Origin of the sequence: Pseudomonas sp. CIP-10 (assembly GCF_020911845.1) — a bacterium.
In the GTDB taxonomy this organism is placed as follows: Bacteria; Pseudomonadota; Gammaproteobacteria; order Pseudomonadales; family Pseudomonadaceae; genus Aquipseudomonas; species Aquipseudomonas alloputida.
Genome location: NZ_CP087161.1, coordinates 323,511 through 343,351, shown reverse-complemented (window position 1 = coordinate 343,351; position 19,841 = coordinate 323,511). Strand labels below are relative to the sequence as shown.

Below are 19,841 nucleotides of genomic sequence, written 5' to 3'. Positions count from 1 at the left end.
ACAGTGGTCACGCATCAACCCCCACACGGCCGATAAAAGCCGGTAGATGGTCAGTACGTGGCTCAGAATATTCAGCATACGCTTCATAATCGTTGACCTCCGTTTCAGGAAGGCCAATCTTCCAACGCCTAACCGGCACTTCAGCGCTTTCAGAACGCACGTGGTGCATTCCAGAAGAGGCCCAGGTGGCCCAACGAATGCAGCAAACCGGCACGGTCTAAACACCGTGTCGAAGGGGGTATCTCATCCTCGGAACATCGAGATTCTCGGGTTACCGAGCAGAGGACATAACCACCCAAGGGCCTCTTGAATTGCAGGTCCACATGCAAGCCGGCGCACCATACCTGTGCCCGGTTCAGAAAGCCTGAAAAAAATTCAAACTATCGTGAAAATGATAAAGCCGCCCCGCCTGCCGCCTTCCACACCCGTGTGACGCATTCCTGCGGTACCAGGTCTTCGCAACACCTGGCTTACCTTTCAGGAGAGTCATGCAGGGGATGTAAGCCGGAACCCCAGAAATTTCCGTCACCCTAGTTGGGTGGGCTCAACACTCGTGTCACCAGCTACCTTCTGGAGAATCGAGCTCGGCCATCCCTCCCTGGACGGGCATCGCTCGACGATGTTCAACGGCTCCCTCACGGGGCCGTCGTTTTGTGGGGGCTATTCCATCCACAAGTCGTCGAGGTTCTTGAAGTTCCAGAGCGTCGGGTCTTCGGGGCCAGTGATACTGTCCTTGCAACTCGTGGCCGCCAGGTCGATGGTCTGCATCGGGATCGGCTCTCTCGAGCGTAGCGAGAAGAACACGCGAACCTTGGGAGTCAGCAGTGATTCCATTCCCGGCTCAACGACAACGGCCAGACGCTGAGAGGACAGGCGAACCAAGGAGCCGACGGGGTAGATGCCCACGGCCTTGACGAAGGCGTGGAAGATGCGTTTGTCGAAATGGCCCTCCCACTTGGCCATCTGCCGCATCGCCGCGGACGGGTCCCACGGCTTTTTGTAGGCTCGCTCCGACGTCACGGCATCATAGACGTCGCAGATTGCGCCCATGCGGGCCAGGAGTGAAATGGCGTCACCGGCCAAGCGATCCGGGTAGCCGGTTCCGTCGATCTTCTCGTGATGGTGCAGGGCAATGTCCACCACCCCGGGCTCGGCCCCGCCTGCGCGCAGCATCTTTGCGCCCTCCACAGGGTGGCGCTTCATGATGGCGAACTCGGCATCGGTGAGCTTGCCTGGTTTGTTAAGCACTTCCAGCGGCATCGCGGCCTTGCCTAGGTCGTGCATCAGTCCGCCGATGCCAGCCAGGCGCGTTTGCTCCTCGTCTAGATCGAGATGCCGGGCCAGCGATAGCATCAGGGCGCAGACGGCAACCGAGTGCAGGTAGGTGTAATCGTCGTGCGTTTTGATGCGTGCGACGCTGATGAGGGCATGAGGTTGGCGCAGCACCGAGGCAGCGATTTCTCCGACCAGCGGCAACGTCGTGCTTGGGTCGACGGCCTTGCCAAGCCGGGCTTCCTGGAACATGTCCATGACTTGGGACTCGGCCGCAAGACAGAGTTTCCGTGCATAACACATTTCGCTCTCCATTGAGGTTGCGCCGTCACTTTTCTTGCTTAGTGGACTAGACGGCAGAGATTGCTCCTCCGACAATTCTCTGGGCTCTGGGCTCTGGGCTCTGGGCTCTGGGCTCTGGGCTCTGGGCTCTGGGCTCTGGGCTCTGGGCTCTGGGCTCTGGGCTCTGGGCTCTGGGCTCTGGGCTCTGGGCTCTGGGCTCTGGGCTCTGGGCTCTGGGCTCTGGGCTCTGGGCTCTGGGCTCTGGGCTCTCTGGGCTCTCTGGGCTCTCTGGGTCGACTTGGCTTTTGGCCAAGTCGACCCAGACCTCCCCGACGCCACATTCTCGAATGGCAGAGAGATCCTGAGGCTCGGTCAGCAGGAAGCTGCCGCGCCAGAATGGGTGTCGAACCCAAGAGCCGGCGAGCTTGTGGATGTACATGCCGAGACGAAGCTCGGATACGGGAATGCGTTTTACCAACTTATTTTCCTTTCTGAGTTGGGTGGTTAGGCGTGCGCCGAGGCTGGCACCCAGCGGTAGAGCGGAGGTAAGGTCACGCCAAGATTCTTGGATCAGCCGGAACCGCCGAAATTTCCGTCAGCCGATCAACATGGCTTTGTCTCGCGCTCGGTCGATGCGTTCCTGCATCGCCTGCATGACTTCTTCGTGGGTGTACGACTTGGCGTTGGGGTCGTCGGCCTCTCGGAGAGCTTCCTCGACCTCGCGGGTCATCCGCGCATATTCTTCCGGCCACAGCGCTTGCTCCATGCGCAGCGACGCCTGCCCAAGCAGGTGCAGCAGGCCGAACAGCCGCATGTCATTGGTGGCGACGACGTGCTCTCGAATCCGCTCCTGGATCACCTCGCAGGCCCGATGCGCCTCTGGCGTCGCCGTGCCCTCGTAGCCGGCTGGGAGTTCTGCTTCTTCAGCGATTCGCGCCCAAGCGATAGCCAGCGCCTCGATGGTGGACAGGTTCATTTGCTCATCCACTTGCGCAGCAGACGCTTTTTCAGGGAGGCGCGCTCTTGCGGATTGCGTCCCTTGTGGTTGGCAATGCGATCCGCCGTGGCGGCCTGGCGCTTGATGGGCCAGTAGGAGCGGCCATCCTTACCCATCGACCAGACGTTGCTGACCTGGTTTTCCAGTAGAGGCAGATGGGCGCATAGAGCTTCCGGCGACGCGCTGGCCAGCGCGGTGCGCTCGTGGGTTCGCCAGCGCTGATGCCAGAGTTTCTTGTCCTCGCGCTCGCTACGGCAGGTCGTGTGCCCAACGATGGGCGTTTTGCGGCGGCTGCGGCTCATGATGTGGTTGTCTCCAAGAACATTCAGGACAGGCTTTCTGGGTAGAGCGCCGTCAACCGGGACAGGGTTTCTTGCACTTGTTCCAGCGAGGTCATCAGATGATCAACCTGATCCTGAAGATCCACGGCGAGATCAAATAGCTCAGCCACTCGGCTGCGTGATCCCTCGTTGAACGCGGCCATTGCCAGTTGATGCAGCTTCAACAGGTCGGTGCGCAGTTGCGGAGGTGCGCCGTCTGCGCTGTCATTCAAATCGCCGCGCAGCACGTCCACGGCATCGACTGCACGCAGCAGTGCCGTGGTATCGAAATTCTCGGGAGTCAGTTCGTCCCATTCGTCGTCGGTGATGCGGGCTGCCATCAGGAGAGCTCCGATTAAGCGGTTGCGAGCGTTAGATGCCCGATCGGCTCGGCTGCTGGCCGTACCTTGATTTCGATGTCGTAGCCGAGGCGATTCAGACAATCCATCAGCTTGCGTTCGGATAGATTGGTGAAGTCGCCGCGCATCATGCCCGACACCTTCGGTTGCGGGATGCCCATGCGTTTGGCCGCCGCTTGTTGAGTCAGCCCAAGGGCGCGCATGGCCCTCCTGATCTCGACCACCAGGCCGGTCTTGATCTTGAGCTTTTCAGCGTCAGGCAGTCCAAGGTCGGCAAAGACGTTGCCCGAGCTGCGCTGAACCTCGACGCCTTCAATGATTCGTTTTTGCATTTCGTAGCTCCTGTGCCAATACCTCGGCCACCTTCAGCCGAGCGCGGATGATGTCCATGTCGGCCTTTGGCGTGGCGATTCCGCTCTTGCTCTTCTTCTGGAAGCAGTGCAGGACGAACACCGCTTCCGCAAACTTGACCGTGTATACCGCTCGATAGGTGCCGCCGGCATCGTCTTCGACGACCTCCAGCACGCCGGCACCACCGAACCCCTTGAGCACCTTTGCTGCGTCATCCTGATCGCCTATCTGCGCCAACGAGAGCGCGTAACCGAAACGGCGACGCACGTCGGACGGCAACGCCATCAAATCCTTGTGGCTGCTCGCGATCCATTCGAGCGGTTTTTCTTTGTTTGTCATGACGGAATTTTATACCTGTTCAGGTAATGATGTAAACGCGGCAACTGTCGTTTTCAGAAGACGGCTGCACTGAACGTCAGAAGCCGACTGCACTATAGCAGCGGAGGGGTTGGATCCATCAGGCAACGACGGGCTGCTGCCGGCCAATAGCCGACAATGACGACACTGGAAATCCCCGCCTGTGAGCGTCGGCTCAGGGCGGGACAGCGTCATCCAGCTACCTGCGCCACTGACTCAGCCTTGTCCAGCCGGCCGCGCCGCACGAACAGACTGACCAGCCGTTGACGGATCGCCACCTGGAGTTCCGCCAGTTGTTCCGGCGTGATGCGAATTTCACCCGCTCGACGAGCGCAACACCGGCGCCGCCTACGCCAAGAACCGGCGAATCGAACTCAAACTCACGAACCGCTGAGCGCCGCGTCACCGCGCTGCTGCGCCAGCCAGTCGCGCGGGGCGCAGCCCATGCGCACGCGGAAGGCGCGCGCCAGAGCGTTCGGGCTGCCGTAGCCGACGCGGTCGGCCACCACCGCCACCGGCCGCCCCTGCTTGAGCAGGGTGCAACTGACGTTCATCCGCCAGTCGGCCAGATAGTCGCCCGGCGTGACGCCCACCGCGTCCTTGAACGCGGCGGCGAAGCGCGCGCGTGACATGCCCGCCTTCGCCGCCAGCGCCTCGAGCGACCACGCGGTCTGCGGCGCATCGTGCATGGCGGTTATGGCGCGCGCGAGTTTCGGGTCGGCCAGGCCCGCCAGCAGTCCGGTGGCGCCAAGCCGCCCATCCATCAGATAACGCAGCAACTGGATCAGTAGCAACTCGCACAAGCGGTCGATGGCGGCCTGCCGACCGCACTGGTCGCGCTCGGCTTCGGCAAACAGCAACTCTAGCGTCGGCCCGAGGCCGGGCAAGTCCGCCAACGGAATCAGCAGCATCGACGGCAAGGCCATGGCCAACGGATTGCCCGTCGAAGCGCCCAGGTCGACCTCCGCACACAACCGCTCAGCGGTATCGCCGGGGGCGGCGACAAAACGATGCGACGCCACGCGCGGATAAAACAGCAGGCTCGGCTCGGTAACCAGCAGATCTTCATGCACGGGCGAACGCACCGTAATCGGGCCGCGCCGCACCAGATGGATATAGCCATGCGGCGCCGCGTAATGATGCTGCCCACAGAAGGCGCCGCTGTGAAAAACGCGCGCCGAAAGCGAGTAGTGCCGGAGCAAGCCGGCCAGTCGATCCGCCATTCCACTCTCCATATAAGACGATAGGTTACGTATTTGATACTTTACGTGCCATATCGTACCAAACAAAGGGCGATCATGCCCACGTGCTCTTGCACCTCACCCACTACGGAGATAGACATGACCCAAATCGCCCCCCTGACCATCGACACCGCTGACGCCGCTACCGCTGCCACACTCAAGGCCGTCAAAGCCAAGCTTGGCATGGTGCCGAACCTGTTCGCCACGCTGGCCCACGCGCCGGCGGCGCTCAATGGCTACCTCGGCTTGTCCGAAACGCTGGGCACCGGCCGCCTGAATGCCTCCCAGCGCGAGATCGTTGCGCTCGCTGCCGGTCAAGCCAATCGCTGCCAGTATTGCCTGAGCGCACACACCCTGATCGGCAAAGGTGCCGGACTGTCGGCAGAGGCCATCGCCGCGGCCCGCACCGGCCAGGCGGCCAACGCACTTGACGATGCAATCGCCGGCTTTGCCCGCGCGCTGGTCGAGCAACGCGGCGTGGTGTCGGCCGACGCCATGGCCAACTACCGCCGCGCGGGGCTCGACGACGGCCTGATACTGGAAGTGATCGCCAACGTCGCGCTGAACACGCTCACCAACTACACCAACCACATCGCCGACACCACGGTGGATTTCCCCGTGGTCGCCGTCTGATCTCCATAGGCATATAAGGAGAACACGATGAAAATCGCACTCACCGGCGCTCTGCTCGCCAGCGCCCTCGTCCTGCCACTGGCCGTCACGGCCGGCGACTTTTCGCCCTATGTGGACAGCCAGGGCGGCATCAGCCGCCCCACAGACTTCCGCACAAACTTCGTCCACCTGGGCTCACATGCGGTGTTGGACGAAAAATCCGCCTCTCGCGGCTTGCACGATGTGTACACCGAAAAGGCCTCGGCCGAGCACTACCGCAAGACCGGCAAGTTCTTGGACGGCGCCACGCTGGTGAAAGAGATCCGCAAGCTCGAAACCAGCGCCATGACCACTGGCAACCCTGTGGTCTGGGGTTCCGATGCGGCCGTGTGGTTCGTGATGGTCTAGGACGCCAAAGGCCGTTTCGCCAGCAACCCCTTGTGGGGCGACGGCTGGGGCTGGGCGCTGTTCAAGGCCGACGCCCCCGCCAAGAATGTCGCCGTCAGCTACGAAGCCGACTGCATGGGCTGCCATGTGCCGGCGGCCAAGACCGACCGCGTATTCATCCAGGGCTATCCGACACTGACCCAGCACTGACTTGCTGCCGGGTTACGCTTCGCGCAGGATGGCACCTCCGTCCTGCGCGAGCCACCCTTTCCGGAAGCGCGCCATGCCGACACTCGACGCCTTTCTGACCGACGTCCGCGCCTGCACGCGCTGCGCACCGCATCTGCCACACGGCGTGCAGCCGGTCTTCCAGTTTCACCCGAGTGCGCCCATCCTCATCGCCGGCCAAGCACCGGGGGCCCGGGTCCATGCCTCAGGCGTGCCCTTCGACGACGCCAGCGGCGCGCGTCTGCGCGCCTGGCTGGGCGTGGACCGCGACACCTTCTACGACCCTACCCGCATCGCCATTCTGCCCATGGGCTTCTGTTATCCGGGCACCGGCAAAAGCGGTGACCTGCCGCTACGCCCGGAGTGCGCCCCCCGCCTGGCGCGAAGCCTTCATGCAGCGTTTCGAGCGCCTGTCGCTGGTCATCGTGCTGGGCAGCTACGCCATGGACTACCACCTCGGTACTGGCAAGACGCCGCTCACCCGGGTGGTCGAAGCCTGGCGCGAGCACTGGCCGCAAGCGTTCCCCCTGCCTCACCCTAGCCCGCGCAACAATCGCTGGCTGGTGCGCAACCCCTGGTTCCAACAAGACGTGCTGCCCGCGCTGCAAGCACGCGTCCAGGCAGTCCTCACCGCCAACCCCAAGGAAACCCCATGACCGACGACACCGCCGCCATTACCGAGCTGCTGCACAAGTACTACGACACCCTGGCCTGGGCGAACGGAGACAGGCACCGGCTTTGGAGCGATGAACGACGGCTTCAGGTGCGGTAGCTGACGCCTGGGACCTCAATCACCGTATGACCGGGTCGAAAGCGGTCCTTTCTCTGACAACATCGCCCTAGCCCGCACTCAACCCCCACAACACATCCAGCACATGTTGCGTAGGCCGCTCGACGTCCCCACCACGGTGGGCAATACCAAGTTGACGCCACAATAAGGGCTGTAATGGCCGCATGACGATCCTGGTATCGGGCAATGGCGTGGAGGCTTCATGCGGCAACAACGTCGCACCATAACCGGCCGCCACTAGGCTTTTGATCGCATCGTTGTAGTTCAGTTGAATACGCGGCGTGGGCTGCCGTCCATCACTGGCGAACCACTCCGAGGTCAAGCGCGAAAGCCGAGTAGTTTTGTCATTCAGAATTAATGGCTGGGCGGCCAGCCAACCGGGGGTCACAACATCCGGGCATTCCCAGCGAGCCGGCAAGAAGGCCATGACCGGGTCCCGCCGCCATGGCTCGATCCGCAATTCCTTCACCGGGGTCTGTGGCAGCGCGACCAGACCGATCTCCAAAGAGCCCTCGGCAAGCTTCTTCAAAGTTTCCTGCGACGTGAGCACCGCGACCTGCACATCGATAGCGGGGTGGCGTTGGCCCAACGTCTCCAAAGCTTGCGGCATCAACTGTGCGATGGCCCCTGTGGAGGCACCCAGCCGCACACGCCCGGCCAAGCCCTGCACCTGACGCTCCACGTCCTCAAGCGCCTGCTCCGCATCCGCCAACAGGCGCCGCGCGCGCTCCACCAGCGTTTCTCCAATCGCCGAAGGCTGAATGCGCCCACGTGTGCGCGACAACAGCTTTCCGCCAACCCGCGACTCCAGGTCGGCAATATGCAAACTGACCGTGGGTGGCGCGAGGTGCAGCACACGGGCCGCCTCGGCAAACGAACCCAGGTCGGCAATGGCCACCAACGTGCGCAGACGGTCCAGGCTGATTTCGCGCATGAGTCACTCCTTGTTCAGAAAAGCTGAATTTCATCGTTTAGAAATTCAACTTTTCCTATCTTAGCCCCTCACTGAAGATTGGAACTCCTGATTTCCTATGTCCGAGAGCATTCCATGGCAAGTCCTCTTATATTCATCGACGGCGACCAAGGCACCACCGGGTTGCAAATCCATCAACGTCTACGCGACCGGACCGATCTGCGGCTTATCACGCTCAGCCCCGAACATCGCAAGGATCCGCAACGTCGCGCCGAAATCATCAACGCCTGCGACATCGCGATTCTCTGCTTGCCCGACCAAGCCGCACGCGACGCTGTAGCGAGCATCGAAAACCCCGCCGTTCGGGTGATCGATGCGAGTTCGGCGCACCGCACCCATCTAGACTGGACCTATGGTTTCGCGGAGATGAACTCGCAGCAGGCCCAACGCATCGCCACGGCACGGCGGGTCAGCAATCCCGGTTGCTATCCCACGGGGGCGATAGGGCTGCTGCGCCCATTGCTGGAGGCCGGGTTGCTGCCCAGGGACTATCCGACGAACATTCATGCTGTGTCGGGCTATTCCGGAAAAGGGCGCGTTGGCGTGCAAGAGCATGAGGGAGAGGGCGCATCACAGGCGCCCGCGTTTCAGGTTTATGGTCTGGGGCTGGCACACAAACATATTCCGGAGATTCAGCAGCAAAGCGGTCTGATGGAGCGGCCGATGTTTGTGCCGGCTTATGGGGCTTTTCGGCAGGGGATCGTGCTGACCATACCGTTGCAACTTCGCTTGTTGGCGCCGGGCGTGGATGCGGTGCGGTTGCATGCGTGTCTTATGCAGCACTACGTCGATGCGGACCATGTACAGGTGATGTCGATGCAGGAGGCCAAAGGGTTGACGTGCCTTGATCCTCAGGCGCTTAACGGGACTGATAGTTTGCGATTGGTGGTGTGTGAAAATGATGAGACGGGGCAGGTTTTGTTGGCTGCGGTGTTTGACAATCTTGGGAAGGGAGCCGCTGGAGCGGCGGTGCAGAATCTGGATTTGATGGTTGCAGGAACATGACTCCGACTACCCACTGGCTCTAGGGAAGGTCTGAAAAAGACTTCCCGAATCTGGTGAAATACGCCGATCCCGCCAGCCGAGTTTTTCCATGAAGCAGATGACCTTCGCCGACGCCGAGTACGCCGGCAAGCGCAAGCAGACCCGTAAGGAATTGTTCCTGATCGAGATGGATCAGGTGGTGCCGTGGAAGGGATTGATTGCCCTGATCGAGCCACACTACCCAAAGGGTGAAGGTGGTCGTCCAGCCTATCCGCTGATGGCCATGTTACGTATCCATCTGATGCAGAACTGGTTCGGCTACAGCGACCCGGCCATGGAAGAAGCGCTCTACGAGACGACCATCCTGCGTCAGTTCGCCGGGCTGAGCCTGGAGCGCATTCCCGACGAAACCACCATCCTCAACTTCCGTCGTTTGCTGGAGAAACATGAGCTGGCAGCCGGCATCCTCGGCGTAATCAATGGCTACCTGGGGGATCGCGGCCTGTCGCTGCGCCAGGGCACTATCGTCGATGCCACACTGATCCACGCACCCAGCTCGACCAAGAACCAGGACGGCAAGCGCGACCCGGAAATGCACCAGAGCAAGAAAGGGAACCAGTATTACTTTGGCATGAAGGCGCACATCGGCGTGGATGATGAGTCGGGGCTGGTACACAGCGTGGTAGGCACGGCAGCCAACGTGGCGGATATCACCCAGGTCGACAAACTGCTGCACGGTAACGAGAACGTCGTCTGCGCCGATGCCGGCTACACCGGCGTCGAAAAGCGCCCCGAACATGCGGGCCGCGAAGTGATCTGGCAGGTCGCAGCACGCCGCAGCACCTACAAGAAGCTCGATAAACGCAGCGCCCTGTACAAAGCCAAGCGCAAGATCGAGAAGGCCAAGGCACAAGTGCGAGCGAAGGTCGAGCACCCGTTTCGAGTGATCAAGCGCCAGTTCGGTTACGTGAAGGTGCGCTTCCGTGGCCTGGCCAAGAACACCGCTCAGCTGGTGACGCTGTTCGCGCTGTCGAACCTATGGATGGCGCGCCGACATTTGCTGACTACCGCAGGACAGGTGCACCTGTAATGCGGAAAATGGCTGCTGCGAGGTGCTCGCGGCGGCCAAAAACGGAGAACTGAGCGGGTTACCTGGTCGATTTTGATCGACGGCCCGCTTTCAAAAGCAGCAAGGGCTGAAGTCGACCGGAAATACAGGGTTACTTCAGACCTTCCCTAGAGTCTATGGCTCGAATTTTCGAGCGGTTGTTTCCTCTCTGTTTATGGCCTGGCATCGACGGCATTAAACGAGTCGAAAACAGAATCTACGCGTGTCAGCAGTTTGCAATCCAGTCAGGCTTTGAAGTTAAACGGTCGTCCACGACAGGCAGCAATCGGCCAACAGCGGCCGTTTTAGAGTAGGGAAAATAAATCCCCTTTTCTGCTGTCTACGCTTCGCAGCGCCGGTTACCCGGTCACCACGCAAGACTCGCTTCCGGTCGGTGGCTAACCTTTACCGGGCGGGGGTCATACCCGCTGGGTTTCTTACGCCATTTCGTGACGGCTTGCGCCGTCATTCCCAGGCGACCAAGCTTTGCCTGGCGCACATAAATCAGTCCCCTTTTTCTCTTTGCGCAGCAATGGCGTCGATCCTTCGCGCCTGCAAACCTTTGGTGCAGGCTCCAGCTCGCCCATTGCCCCCAACGACACCGCCGAGGGTCGCGCCCAAAATCGCCGCGTTGAAATCAAACTGGTGCCCCGTAGCGGCGCTGTAGCTCAAGGGTAATGGTGCCTTGGTGCTCTTTTCGTCGGATGCCCAGCTATCTTTTAATGGGTTACGGGCGATTTGCAGTGGGCTCCAAAACCTGGCCTCAGGAGGTGCAAGCTCCCGTGGCACCGGCTTTGGACTGGGCAGACCAATACGCCGGCCCATAAGCCCATAAGGATCCCGGCCTCGGCCGGGTTCTTTATGCCCGCTTCGCGGGCTTGAGCCCAGAAGGGAGCGGCGTGCGCCGGATTCGCATCTGCCAGCCAGTACGCAGCCCGTTTGGAACTCAGTTGATCCGTCTTTTTCAACGGTTTAACAGCCAAATCAATACGTTCACAAGTACACTCGCCACCCTAGGGATGGTGAAGCATCCACGAGCGGTACTAGAATTTTCAGCTTTTCGGTGCCGCCGCACGAATTCAAGGGGCAAGCATGGATTACGAACAACTGCCGAGGGCCGCCTTGGTCCGTATGCTGCAGGAGCATGATGCGGCGCTTGCCGATGCTGGCAAGAATGGCATCGTTATGAGTTACACCGGGCGGGCTGCTCCCTGGCAGATCATCCGCCAGGTCAAGCCGAAGCTGCATCGTATTATCAAGAAAGTATCCTTTGGAGAGGAAACCGCCCAGTCAGAGAATGAGATCTGGGACGGTGAAAACCTTTCTGCGATGGTCACGCTCTATAAATATCGTGGTCAAGTTGATCTTGTAGTAACAGACCCGCCGTACAACACCGGCGAGGACTTCCGCTATAACGACAAGTGGGACAAGGATCCAAACGATCCAGATCTCGGCGATGTAGTTCCTAAAGATGATGGGTCCAAGCACAGCAAATGGTTGCGCTTCATGACACCCAGAATCTGGATGATGCGTGAGATGCTAACCCCAGGCGGGGTTATGGCTATCTGTATTGATCATAGGGAACTATTTAGACTTGGCATGCTCATGGACGAAATCTTCGGCGAAGAGAATCGCATTGGCATAATCAATTGGCAGAAAAGCTATTCACCTCGCAGTGATAATAAGGGGGCGGCGGCGAAAACTGAGTGCAACACCTGACCTTTCCGGTACGGTGCTGTCCCTATGTCTTATTCCGAACTCAGCGTTGAAGAGCGCGCCACCATTCAAATCGGTCATGCCCAAGGTTTCAGCCTGCGCGGGATTGCCTGCTTGATCAACCGATCCCCTTCGACCATCAGCCGGGAGCTGCGCCGCAATCGAGATGCCTGTGGCGGCTACTCGGCCCGCGTGGCCCAGCAGCAGATGCAGGCCCGCCGTCAGGTGTGTCGACCGAAGCAAAAGCTGTTGCCGGGTAGCGAGCGCTTCGAATTGGTGGCGCATATGCTGCGTGAGCGTTTGTCTCCCGAGCAGATTGCCGGCAAGCTGCGCAGCATGAATATTCCCAGCCTCAGAGATGCCTACGTCTGTCGCGAGACGATCTATAACGCGATCTATGCCTTGCCAGTCGGCGAGCTGCGTAAAGAGCTGATCATCTGCCTGCGCCAAAGCAAGACGATGCGCAGGCCGCGCTCTGGCGGCGTGGATCGGCGCGGTCAGATCCCTGAGAGGGTCAGTATTCATGTACGTCCGCCGGAGATCGAAGACCGACTGATGCCAGGGCATTGGGAAGGCGACCTGATCAAGGGCAAGGCCAACGCCTCGTCTGTAGGTACGCTGGTGGAGCGCACCAGTGGCTACCTGATGCTGGTGAAGATGAACGACGCGACGGCGACCTCGGCGATGGAAGGCTTCAGTGCAGCGCTCAATGGCATGCCGCTGGCGATGCGCAAGAGCATGACCTACGACCAGGGCCGAGAAATGGCGCGGCATGCTGAAATCACCCAGCAGACCGGGGTGGCGATTTACTTCTGCGACCCGCACAGCCCTTGGCAGCGCGGCAGTAACGAAAACATCAATGGCCTGATCCGCCAGTACCTGCCCAAGGGCACGGACTTGTCGGTGCATAGCCAGGAGGAACTGGATGCCATCGCACTGCAACTGAACATGCGCCCCCGTAAGCGCTTCGACTTCAAGTGTCCGATCGAGGTTATGGACGAGGTGATGCAGGAAGCTATGGCTATGCGGCATGATGCTCCAGCTTCAATTCAATAACCGTGTTGCACTCAGCTCCTGTAACCGCCCTGTGTAATTTCTTACATTGGCTCTATAGTGTGCATAATTTTTATGGAATGAATTGAGTATTTCTATAACCTTATCCAGCTGCAGTTGTTTTTTAGTGATATGAAGTTTTTTGGTCTCTGCCGAAGTATTGGTCAGCGCGACGAGATAGCCAAACATTCCAGCGATCAACGCTCCCATACCAATTTTCACGGCATCCGAGGCAATATTTATCCACTCCACGCTCCCTCCATTGCGCTTATCACGCCAGCTATTTTTGACACTTAGTCCATGCTTGGAGTACTGGCATGTCTTCCTATATGACCATCAGGCCCTCGCGCGCAAACACACATCCGAGACAGGCCTGCATCGGAGTAACATACGAGGGTTGTTTGCGCTTCAATGCGGTTTTCTTTTAAGTAACTTTCTTTAATCGGCCTGATCCACTGTTCGCGCCCATCCACATCGGTTGTTTCCAGAAGCACCTCATCTTCTTGTAGATCAAAGTGTTTGTGCAGTAGTGCCACGCCAAATCTGTCTATGCAGTTGTGCTTTTTCAATATTTCAAATATTTCATTTAGACATGGCAGGTCCTCATCGTCTATGGGTCTAACATTGTCGATATGGTTAATTTCACCCTACAGTAAAGAAATCATTTTATTTATCTCCACTATGAACGTTTAACTAGCGAAATGTTACAGATTTAATAGGGGTCTTAGTCTGCGAATCTTCATGGGAGACGGGACTAATCAGAGCCCTCGCTCTTGGATAACATTAGACGCTCGCGCGCAAAATTCCACCCATTCCGATAAGGCGGCGTATAGAGCCTTAGCGGCATCTGAGGTTGGCGCGTACTTATCTCTGTCGCAAGCCCATCTGGTGAACCGCTTCAGGGTATGCAGGCATCGTAGTCAGTGTCTGAGGGTCGGTTGAGGTCAATTTTGACTTCAAGAATCTAGACGTGGAGGGGAGGCCTCATGCCCGGCAAGACTTTAATTTCCATTGGCATGAGGCGCATGTTATTCGTGAACAGGCAAGATCCAAGTTTAAGCTTGTTTACTGATATTTTGCGGAGCCGATGAACTTAGAGAAATGCTCGCACCATATTTGGACCGTTGTAAACTCGTTGACGTTGACGCTTGCAGGAATGGTTTTCTTGAAATTCCCGAAGTTTTTCAATTCGCCAATCAGAATTGCTTCTTTCTTTATGTCCAAAAACGATTCTTTGTCGGTGGCTTGTTTCTTTGTCAGGTAAATTTTGTAGTCTGGACCAGGTGCTACATCACCTTTAAATACAATTTCGTTATCCGTAACAAAAAGTTGTCCATTCGCCCAGTGAAGGGCGTCGCTGCCTTTCTGATCTTTCTTGAACTCTCCGCTATACTTTGCCACCTTTTGCACTTCTTCAATTTCGGCGATGGTGGCGTTTTCTTGTGCTGTCAAAATCGGAAGTATATAGATCCCTAGCCCAACTCCCGCGCCAAACAGAGCCAGGTGGGACGCGAGCAGAATTATTTTTAATTGCTTTTTCATGGGTTGCCTCATACAGTGAGTTATTTGGTGTGTCCATCACAATCCATTAGTTCGAACAGGGTGCGGTATGTGCTGATAGCGATATTGTTAGTGGGGTGCTAGCTTAGCTACCATGACGGCATTTTTCAAGGTAGTTGTCGCGTCAACCGTCTAACTATGCCGCCATTTTCTCGTTCTGTTGCTCTCGATCCTGGTTCAACAACACGGTGCCGATCGGTTCCCAGTTACGCGTCCGGCCTGACCACCGCTCCGGTTTGTTTTCCTTGGCTCGTTCGTACAACTCATGTCGCCGGGCCAAGACCTGATGGTCCAGCCCTCGATGCCGCTCAGCCGGTGTGACGAACCGGATGCGGCTATGTCGGTGCTCGTTGTTGTACCACCGCATAAAATTGGTTCTTCGCGGAGTCTGGGGGAAGAGCGAGTTGACAGTCAGGGAAGCAGGTAAATTGGCAGTCGCCAAACACACCCTTCACCTGTCCCTGCTGTCGCCGTGCATCCTATTGATCTTGCCGCTTTCTGGCCAGGCTACGACGCCGTTACCTGTCGCCCATCTACCGATAACACCCTCCTCATTGAGCTTGAACCTCAAGCCGGCTCTCTTCCTAAGTGCGGGCGTTGTGGCCAGTTCAGCCCGTTGATTCACGATCGCCGGATTCGTCTGGTGCGTGATCGTGATCTGTTCGATCAGCGCGTCCTGCTTCAACTACCAGTGCGCCGAGTCGATTGCCTGAGTTGTGGGCGGGTGACCGAGCGGATCGACTGGTTGGAGCCAGCATCTCGGCTGACCCAGCGGTTACGGATATGGCTCGAAAGCTTGCTGCGGCTGCTGCCGATCAGCCACGTCAGCCAGCTCACCGGCCTGCATTGGCACACCCTCAAAACGCTCGATAAACGACGCCTTCAAGCCGAGGTAGGCAACTTCGATTCAACCGGTGTCCGCCGCCTGGTGATGGACGAGTTCGCCCTGCACAAAGGGCATCGCTATGCCACGGTCATCATGGATGCCGAGCGAACGCGGGTATTGTGGGTCGGCCACGGCAACAGCCGCGAGGCGGTCCGCCCGTTCTTTGAATTGCTCGGCAAGCACTGCCAGCAGATAGAGGCGGTGGCCATGGACATGAACACGGCTTTTGATTTGGAGGTGAAGAAGCATTGCCCGCAAGCCGAAGTGGTGTACGACCTGTTTCACGTCGTCGCGCGCTACGGTCGGGATGTGATCGACCGTATCCGGGTTGACCAGGCCAACCTCCTGCGCGAAGACAAGCCGGCACGAAAGGCGGTCAAGCAAAGCCGCTGGCTGCTGCTGCGCAATCGCAACAACCTGAAGGACGGACAAGCCGTGCAGCTTCAAGAACTACTCGCGGCCAACCAGCCGCTGGCTACGGTCTATGTCCTCAAGGATGCGCTGAAGGATGTCTGGTTCGCCCCCAGCGTACGAGAGGGCTGGCGCCGCTGGCGAACCTGGTTGCGGCACGCCCGGGACAGCGGCCTCGCGCCGCTACAGCGCTTCGCTCGCAACCTGCGCAAATACGCCCGAGGCATCCTCGCCAGTGCCAACTTCCATATGCATACCAGCGTCCTTGAGGGCGTCAACAACCGCATCAAGGTGATCAAGCGTATGGCCTATGGTTTTCGGGACTCGGAATACTTTTTCCTGAAAATCAAGGCTGCCTTCCCCGGGAAAGCGCGATGAACCTTTTTTTTGGCGATCACGCTCGGCCTGATGGTTGGCTGCTCGTCGAGTTCAAGTGCGATCTGATCAGTGAGCGGTAGCGCAAGTGGATCGCCTCAGCCAAGCAGCGTTGTTGCCGGCGGCCGGAAGAAAGCGGCGGGAAAGCCTTGAACTAGTAGCGGAAAGGATGAAACTTTATTTTTACGATTCTCAGCATTTTCCAAGGTTGAGCGAAAATTAGGATGATACTTTAATGATTCCGGCCTCCATCCCCACAAAACGCTTGCAGATGGCAGAATTGAAATAAGTCATTGTTTTAAATGGATTTTTGCAGGAATTGCTACGTTGCAGGGTCCTGTAGTTAGGATGACACTTTATTTTCCTCCCACAGAAACGCGAGCACGGGCTGCACGCAAGCTCGCGTTGATCGAGCAGAAGATGGCCGACTTGGTCGTCATGCAGCAACTGTTAGGCGAACTGGTGCAGCAATGTGATGCGGGAGACGGCGGAACGATCTGCCCGATCATCGAGGCACTGATCAGAGAGTAATGCCTGGCGGGTGAGCTGGAGATCGGAAAGCCCCTTTACGGTGGGATTCAGAGCTTACGTTGGTTTTTGGTTCCATTGCTCCCCAAACCCCGTCAATGCGATTGCACCGGGTGAGATCGAGACGTCGATCCTGTCTGCCGGGACCGAACTGATCGTCGATCAGCAGATCCCCATGCACCGCTTGGGCAAGCCGGAAGAAGTCGCATCCCTGGTGCATTTCCTCTGCACCCGAGGCGCGTCGTACATCAACGGTTCGGAGATTCATGTCAACGGTGGTCAGCACGTCTGAAATAATCTGGAAATCCCGGCCGGAAACTTCCATCATTCGGGCCGGGCATCCGCCGCAGATGAGCGATCAATGAGCAACCCCTACCCTATTCAAACCCTCAATCACTCTTACCTGGGCAGTGGCATCTACGAGTTGCTGCGCGAGGCACTGATCACCGGGCGTTTCCAGCCCGATGACCGCCTGCGCATCCGCGACCTGGCCGAACAACTGGGCACCAGCGTCACACCGGTGCGCGACGCGATCCTGCAACTGGCCAAGGAACAGGCGCTGATCCTCAAGACCCCGCGTGACATCCGCGTACCCATCCTCACCGCCGCGCAATACGGCGAGATCCGCAGCATCCGCCTGGCGCTTGAAGGCCTGGCTGCGGAGACGGCCGCCGCGCTGGTGACCGACAGCGAACTCGCAGACCTGCAAGCCTGCATCGAAAACAACATCGCCGCGATCAACGCCCAGGACTTGCAAGCCGCTCTCAAGTGCAATCAGCAATTTCACTACGCGCTGACCACCATCGCGCGCATGCCGGTGCTGGCGGGTTTGCTCGATAGCCTGTGGATGCGCACCGGCCCACTGATCGCCCGTGCCTATGGCAACTTCAACGAGCGCATGGCCATCGACCATCACTGGGAAGTGCTCGACGCACTCAAGCGCCGCGATGGCGCGGCGGCACGGGCGGCCATCTGCCGTGACATTCTCGATGGCAACGAGAAGATGCTCGAGTACATCGAGATGGCGCAGGCGGACTGATTGGCAGTCAATTCGACTGTTGACGAAACATAGATGACCAGTTAGTTTATTAAAACTTTCTCATCACTGGATGTCTCTGTCATGGCTCGCCCGGTCAACCTCGAAGTCAGATCCCGTTTGCTGTCGATTGGCCGCCAGGTGGTTCACAACCGTGGCTTCAACGGCTGCGGCGTCCAGGACATCACCGCCGCTGCCGAGATTCCCAAGGGCTCTTTCTACAACTACTTCGCCAGCAAGGAAGACTTCGCGGCAGAGATCCTCGAGGAATACTGGACCTCGATCGAAACCCGCCACGGGCCGATCTTCTACGACGCCCGGGTCAAGCCGCTGGAGCGCATCGGCCAGTTCTTCCAGGCCCTGGTGCTCGAGCACGGCGAGCATGAATACAGCCTGGGTTGCCTGATTGGCAACCTGTCCCTGGAAATGTCCAATGGCAGCGAACAAACCCGCAAGCGTCTGGCCGATGTGCTGGCGCGCTGGGAAGGTTTGCTCGCGAGCTGCCTGCGTGAAGCGCAGCAGCGCCGCGAACTCTCTGAAACTCACGACGCCGAAGCGCTGGCCAGTGTCATCGTCGAAGGCTGGGAAGGTGCGGTCATGCGCGGCAAGGTCCTGCGCGACGGTGCACCTCTGCAGCGTTTCGTATCGATGGTCTTGCCTCGGCTATTGGAGTGAGTTTTTTTTCCTCATTAATAAGACGACTGGTCATTTATATAAAGCAACATTCACGTCTCATCCACGCAAGCACCCAAGAGGTAAATCGTCATGAGCCATCTGTACGCCGACCCCGCCGAACCCGCACTGCCTGCCACTGGTTTCAAGCTCGACCTGAGCAAAGCCGCCCTGGTGGTCATCGACCCACAGAACGACTTCCTCAGCCCTGCCGGCGCCAGTTGGGCGGTGTTCGGTGAGAGCATCGTCGAGAACAACACCGTCGAAAACCTGGAAAAACTGTTCAAGGCCTTCAAGGCTCACGACCTGCCCGTGGCCGTGTCGCCACACTATTACTACCCGCACGACCACGACTGGCATTTTGGCGGTCCGCTGGAAAAGGTCATGCACAGCATCTGCATGTTCGATCGCAAGGGACCGAACACCCTGGAAAACTTCGAAGGCTCCGGCGCCGATTTCCTCGAGATCTACAAGCCGTACATTCTCGACGGCGAGACCATCATCGCCTCGCCGCACAAGGTCTACGGCCCGGAAACCAACGACCTGGCGCTGCAATTGCGCAAGAAAGGCGTGTCGCAGATCATCCTCGCCGGCATGGCGGCCAACCTTTGCGTGGAATCACACCTGCGCGAACTGCTCGAACAGGGCTTTGAAATAGTCGTGGTACGCGACGCCACCGCCGGCCCGCGCCTGCCGGATGGCGACGGCTACCTGGCGGCCATCATCAATTACCGCTTCCTCGCCCACGGGCTGTGGACCACCGAAGAGACTATCGCGCAACTGCAACCGGCTTGATCGTGCCCGAGCGGCCGGGCATCGCGCCCCCCCGCTCTTTCTCGAGAACCCCCGATGAAAATCCCCGCCCGTTATGAGCATTTCGTTTTCGGCGTCGTTCAATCCGGCCTGACCTGCGCGGTCGCGGCCGCCATCGCCACCACACCCCATGCGCTCGACCTGGCCTTTGCCGGCCGCTGGTTGAACGCGTGGGCGCTGTCGTGGGTATCGATGTTGCCGGTGGTGGTGCTGGCGGCGCCGATGATTCGGCGCGTGGTGAGGCGGATGACGGTGGGCTGAATGACTTGGCTATGACTCACCCAACACACCGCCATCGCGAGCATGCTCGCTCCTACCGGGGGCTTCGGGGCTGCTCGCGACAGGCGCGCAAGCCCGCACCCGACGCACGAAATACTGTGCCCGTTCGCATTTTCGCAATAAACCACTTTTCATCCGCGCATTTGTAGCCGCTTCGTTCACGGACAAGCCGGTACATTAGACCTCCATGGTCCCGCAGAGCGACCGACAACAAAACCTACAGCTCGCCCAAGAAAATCTGCCAACCATTC

The 19,841-nt window shown here is 58.8% G+C and carries 21 protein-coding genes and 6 pseudogenes; 15 read left to right on the top strand and 12 right to left on the bottom strand.

The window, feature by feature from the left end; all coding sequences use genetic code 11:
- Positions 1–660 precede the first annotated feature (660 nt).
- The 8 genes from LMH93_RS28835 to LMH93_RS28800 form a co-directional block, all read right to left on the bottom strand.
- Complete coding sequence (locus LMH93_RS28835; RefSeq protein ID WP_223198360.1) at positions 661–1,530, bottom strand: HD-GYP domain-containing protein; 870 nt, start codon at positions 1,528–1,530, stop codon at positions 661–663.
- A gap of 91 nt (positions 1,531–1,621) precedes the next feature.
- Complete coding sequence (locus tag LMH93_RS28830) at positions 1,622–1,993, bottom strand: DUF3391 domain-containing protein (protein ID WP_230065443.1); 372 nt, start codon at positions 1,991–1,993, stop codon at positions 1,622–1,624.
- Between the two features lie 156 nt (positions 1,994–2,149).
- Entirely contained in the window at positions 2,150–2,530 is a 381-nt protein-coding gene (locus LMH93_RS28825; protein ID WP_001054412.1) for a hypothetical protein, read from the bottom strand.
- Positions 2,527–2,853: a hypothetical protein gene (locus LMH93_RS28820; protein WP_000091614.1), complete on the bottom strand. Its 327-nt coding sequence runs from the start codon at positions 2,851–2,853 to the stop codon at positions 2,527–2,529. Before LMH93_RS28820 ends, LMH93_RS28825 begins: the two co-directional genes overlap by 4 nt.
- Before the next feature lie 23 nt (positions 2,854–2,876).
- The gene (locus LMH93_RS28815) at positions 2,877–3,212 is read right to left on the bottom strand and encodes a hypothetical protein (protein ID WP_000741275.1); all 336 of its coding nucleotides are present in this window, start codon (positions 3,210–3,212) and stop codon (positions 2,877–2,879) included.
- Between the two features lie 14 nt (positions 3,213–3,226).
- The gene (locus LMH93_RS28810) at positions 3,227–3,562 is read right to left on the bottom strand and encodes a helix-turn-helix domain-containing protein (protein WP_001172026.1); all 336 of its coding nucleotides are present in this window, start codon (positions 3,560–3,562) and stop codon (positions 3,227–3,229) included.
- A complete protein-coding gene (locus LMH93_RS28805) occupies positions 3,543–3,920 on the bottom strand; it encodes a type II toxin-antitoxin system RelE/ParE family toxin (RefSeq protein WP_003151133.1) in 378 nt (125 codons plus the stop codon). Before LMH93_RS28805 ends, LMH93_RS28810 begins: the two co-directional genes overlap by 20 nt.
- Before the next feature lie 398 nt (positions 3,921–4,318).
- The gene (locus LMH93_RS28800) at positions 4,319–5,161 is read right to left on the bottom strand and encodes a helix-turn-helix transcriptional regulator (RefSeq protein WP_049275859.1); all 843 of its coding nucleotides are present in this window, start codon (positions 5,159–5,161) and stop codon (positions 4,319–4,321) included.
- Between the two features lie 117 nt (positions 5,162–5,278).
- Here LMH93_RS28800 and LMH93_RS28795 point away from each other — a divergent pair, with 117 nt between their 5' ends.
- The 3 genes and pseudogenes from LMH93_RS28795 (at position 5,279) to LMH93_RS28785 (ending at position 7,062) form a co-directional block, all read left to right on the top strand.
- Positions 5,279–5,812 (top strand): carboxymuconolactone decarboxylase family protein, encoded by a 534-nt coding sequence (locus tag LMH93_RS28795; RefSeq protein ID WP_020309197.1) that lies wholly within the window; start codon positions 5,279–5,281, stop codon positions 5,810–5,812.
- Between the two features lie 27 nt (positions 5,813–5,839).
- Positions 5,840–6,388, top strand: a pseudogene (locus tag LMH93_RS28790) (cytochrome P460 family protein).
- 73 nt (positions 6,389–6,461) lie between these two features.
- Positions 6,462–7,062: pseudogene (locus LMH93_RS28785) on the top strand (uracil-DNA glycosylase family protein).
- Positions 7,063–7,245: 183 nt separating this feature from the next.
- Here LMH93_RS28785 and LMH93_RS28780 read toward each other — a convergent pair.
- Positions 7,246–8,130, bottom strand: a complete 885-nt coding sequence (locus LMH93_RS28780; protein WP_003465017.1) for a LysR family transcriptional regulator — start codon at positions 8,128–8,130, stop codon at positions 7,246–7,248.
- 114 nt (positions 8,131–8,244) lie between these two features.
- On the opposite strand from LMH93_RS28780, the gene argC reads away from it, so the two are divergent.
- From argC to LMH93_RS28755, 5 genes and pseudogenes are all read left to right on the top strand, one after another.
- Positions 8,245–9,174, top strand: a complete 930-nt coding sequence (gene argC / locus LMH93_RS28775) for an N-acetyl-gamma-glutamyl-phosphate reductase (RefSeq protein ID WP_049275860.1) — start codon at positions 8,245–8,247, stop codon at positions 9,172–9,174.
- A gap of 88 nt (positions 9,175–9,262) precedes the next feature.
- Positions 9,263–10,243, top strand: coding sequence for an IS5-like element ISPa16 family transposase (locus LMH93_RS28770; protein ID WP_038410028.1), 981 nt, complete (start codon positions 9,263–9,265; stop codon positions 10,241–10,243).
- A gap of 537 nt (positions 10,244–10,780) precedes the next feature.
- Positions 10,781–10,939 (top strand): annotated as a pseudogene (locus LMH93_RS28765) (OmpA family protein); the annotation flags it as partial.
- Between the two features lie 414 nt (positions 10,940–11,353).
- Positions 11,354–11,980: a DNA methyltransferase gene (locus tag LMH93_RS28760; RefSeq protein WP_003465024.1), complete on the top strand. Its 627-nt coding sequence runs from the start codon at positions 11,354–11,356 to the stop codon at positions 11,978–11,980.
- A 24-nt stretch (positions 11,981–12,004) separates the two neighbouring features.
- On the top strand, positions 12,005–13,033 hold the full coding sequence (locus LMH93_RS28755; RefSeq protein WP_003465026.1) for an IS30 family transposase: 1,029 nt from the start codon (positions 12,005–12,007) through the stop codon (positions 13,031–13,033).
- Here the strand turns inward: LMH93_RS28755 and LMH93_RS28750 are convergent.
- The 3 genes and pseudogenes from LMH93_RS28750 to LMH93_RS28740 form a co-directional block, all read right to left on the bottom strand.
- Entirely contained in the window at positions 13,022–13,282 is a 261-nt protein-coding gene (locus tag LMH93_RS28750) for a hypothetical protein (protein WP_047296649.1), read from the bottom strand. The two genes, LMH93_RS28755 and LMH93_RS28750, sit on opposite strands and share 12 nt — an antisense overlap.
- Before the next feature lie 813 nt (positions 13,283–14,095).
- Positions 14,096–14,572 carry a DM13 domain-containing protein gene (locus LMH93_RS28745; RefSeq protein WP_011711661.1) on the bottom strand — a complete coding sequence of 159 codons (477 nt, stop codon included), beginning with the start codon at positions 14,570–14,572 and terminating at the stop codon, positions 14,096–14,098.
- Between the two features lie 154 nt (positions 14,573–14,726).
- Positions 14,727–14,963, bottom strand: a pseudogene (locus LMH93_RS28740) (IS3 family transposase); the annotation flags it as partial.
- Between the two features lie 99 nt (positions 14,964–15,062).
- Here LMH93_RS28740 and LMH93_RS28735 point away from each other — a divergent pair.
- The 7 genes and pseudogenes from LMH93_RS28735 (at position 15,063) to LMH93_RS28705 (ending at position 19,572) form a co-directional block, all read left to right on the top strand.
- Positions 15,063–16,265 (top strand): ISL3 family transposase, encoded by a 1,203-nt coding sequence (locus LMH93_RS28735; RefSeq protein ID WP_003464938.1) that lies wholly within the window; start codon positions 15,063–15,065, stop codon positions 16,263–16,265.
- A 369-nt stretch (positions 16,266–16,634) separates the two neighbouring features.
- A pseudogene (locus tag LMH93_RS28730) lies at positions 16,635–16,793 on the top strand (MerR family transcriptional regulator); the annotation flags it as partial.
- A 91-nt stretch (positions 16,794–16,884) separates the two neighbouring features.
- Positions 16,885–17,082, top strand: a pseudogene (locus LMH93_RS28725) (SDR family oxidoreductase); the annotation flags it as partial.
- Positions 17,083–17,151: 69 nt separating this feature from the next.
- Positions 17,152–17,829 carry a GntR family transcriptional regulator gene (locus LMH93_RS28720; protein ID WP_016487046.1) on the top strand — a complete coding sequence of 226 codons (678 nt, stop codon included), beginning with the start codon at positions 17,152–17,154 and terminating at the stop codon, positions 17,827–17,829.
- Positions 17,830–17,910: 81 nt separating this feature from the next.
- Complete coding sequence (locus LMH93_RS28715; protein WP_003465041.1) at positions 17,911–18,501, top strand: TetR/AcrR family transcriptional regulator; 591 nt, start codon at positions 17,911–17,913, stop codon at positions 18,499–18,501.
- Between the two features lie 90 nt (positions 18,502–18,591).
- On the top strand, positions 18,592–19,293 hold the full coding sequence (locus LMH93_RS28710) for a cysteine hydrolase family protein (RefSeq protein ID WP_003465039.1): 702 nt from the start codon (positions 18,592–18,594) through the stop codon (positions 19,291–19,293).
- A gap of 54 nt (positions 19,294–19,347) precedes the next feature.
- Positions 19,348–19,572, top strand: coding sequence for a DUF2798 domain-containing protein (locus LMH93_RS28705; RefSeq protein WP_003465037.1), 225 nt, complete (start codon positions 19,348–19,350; stop codon positions 19,570–19,572).
- The last annotated feature ends 269 nt before the right edge of the window (positions 19,573–19,841 follow it).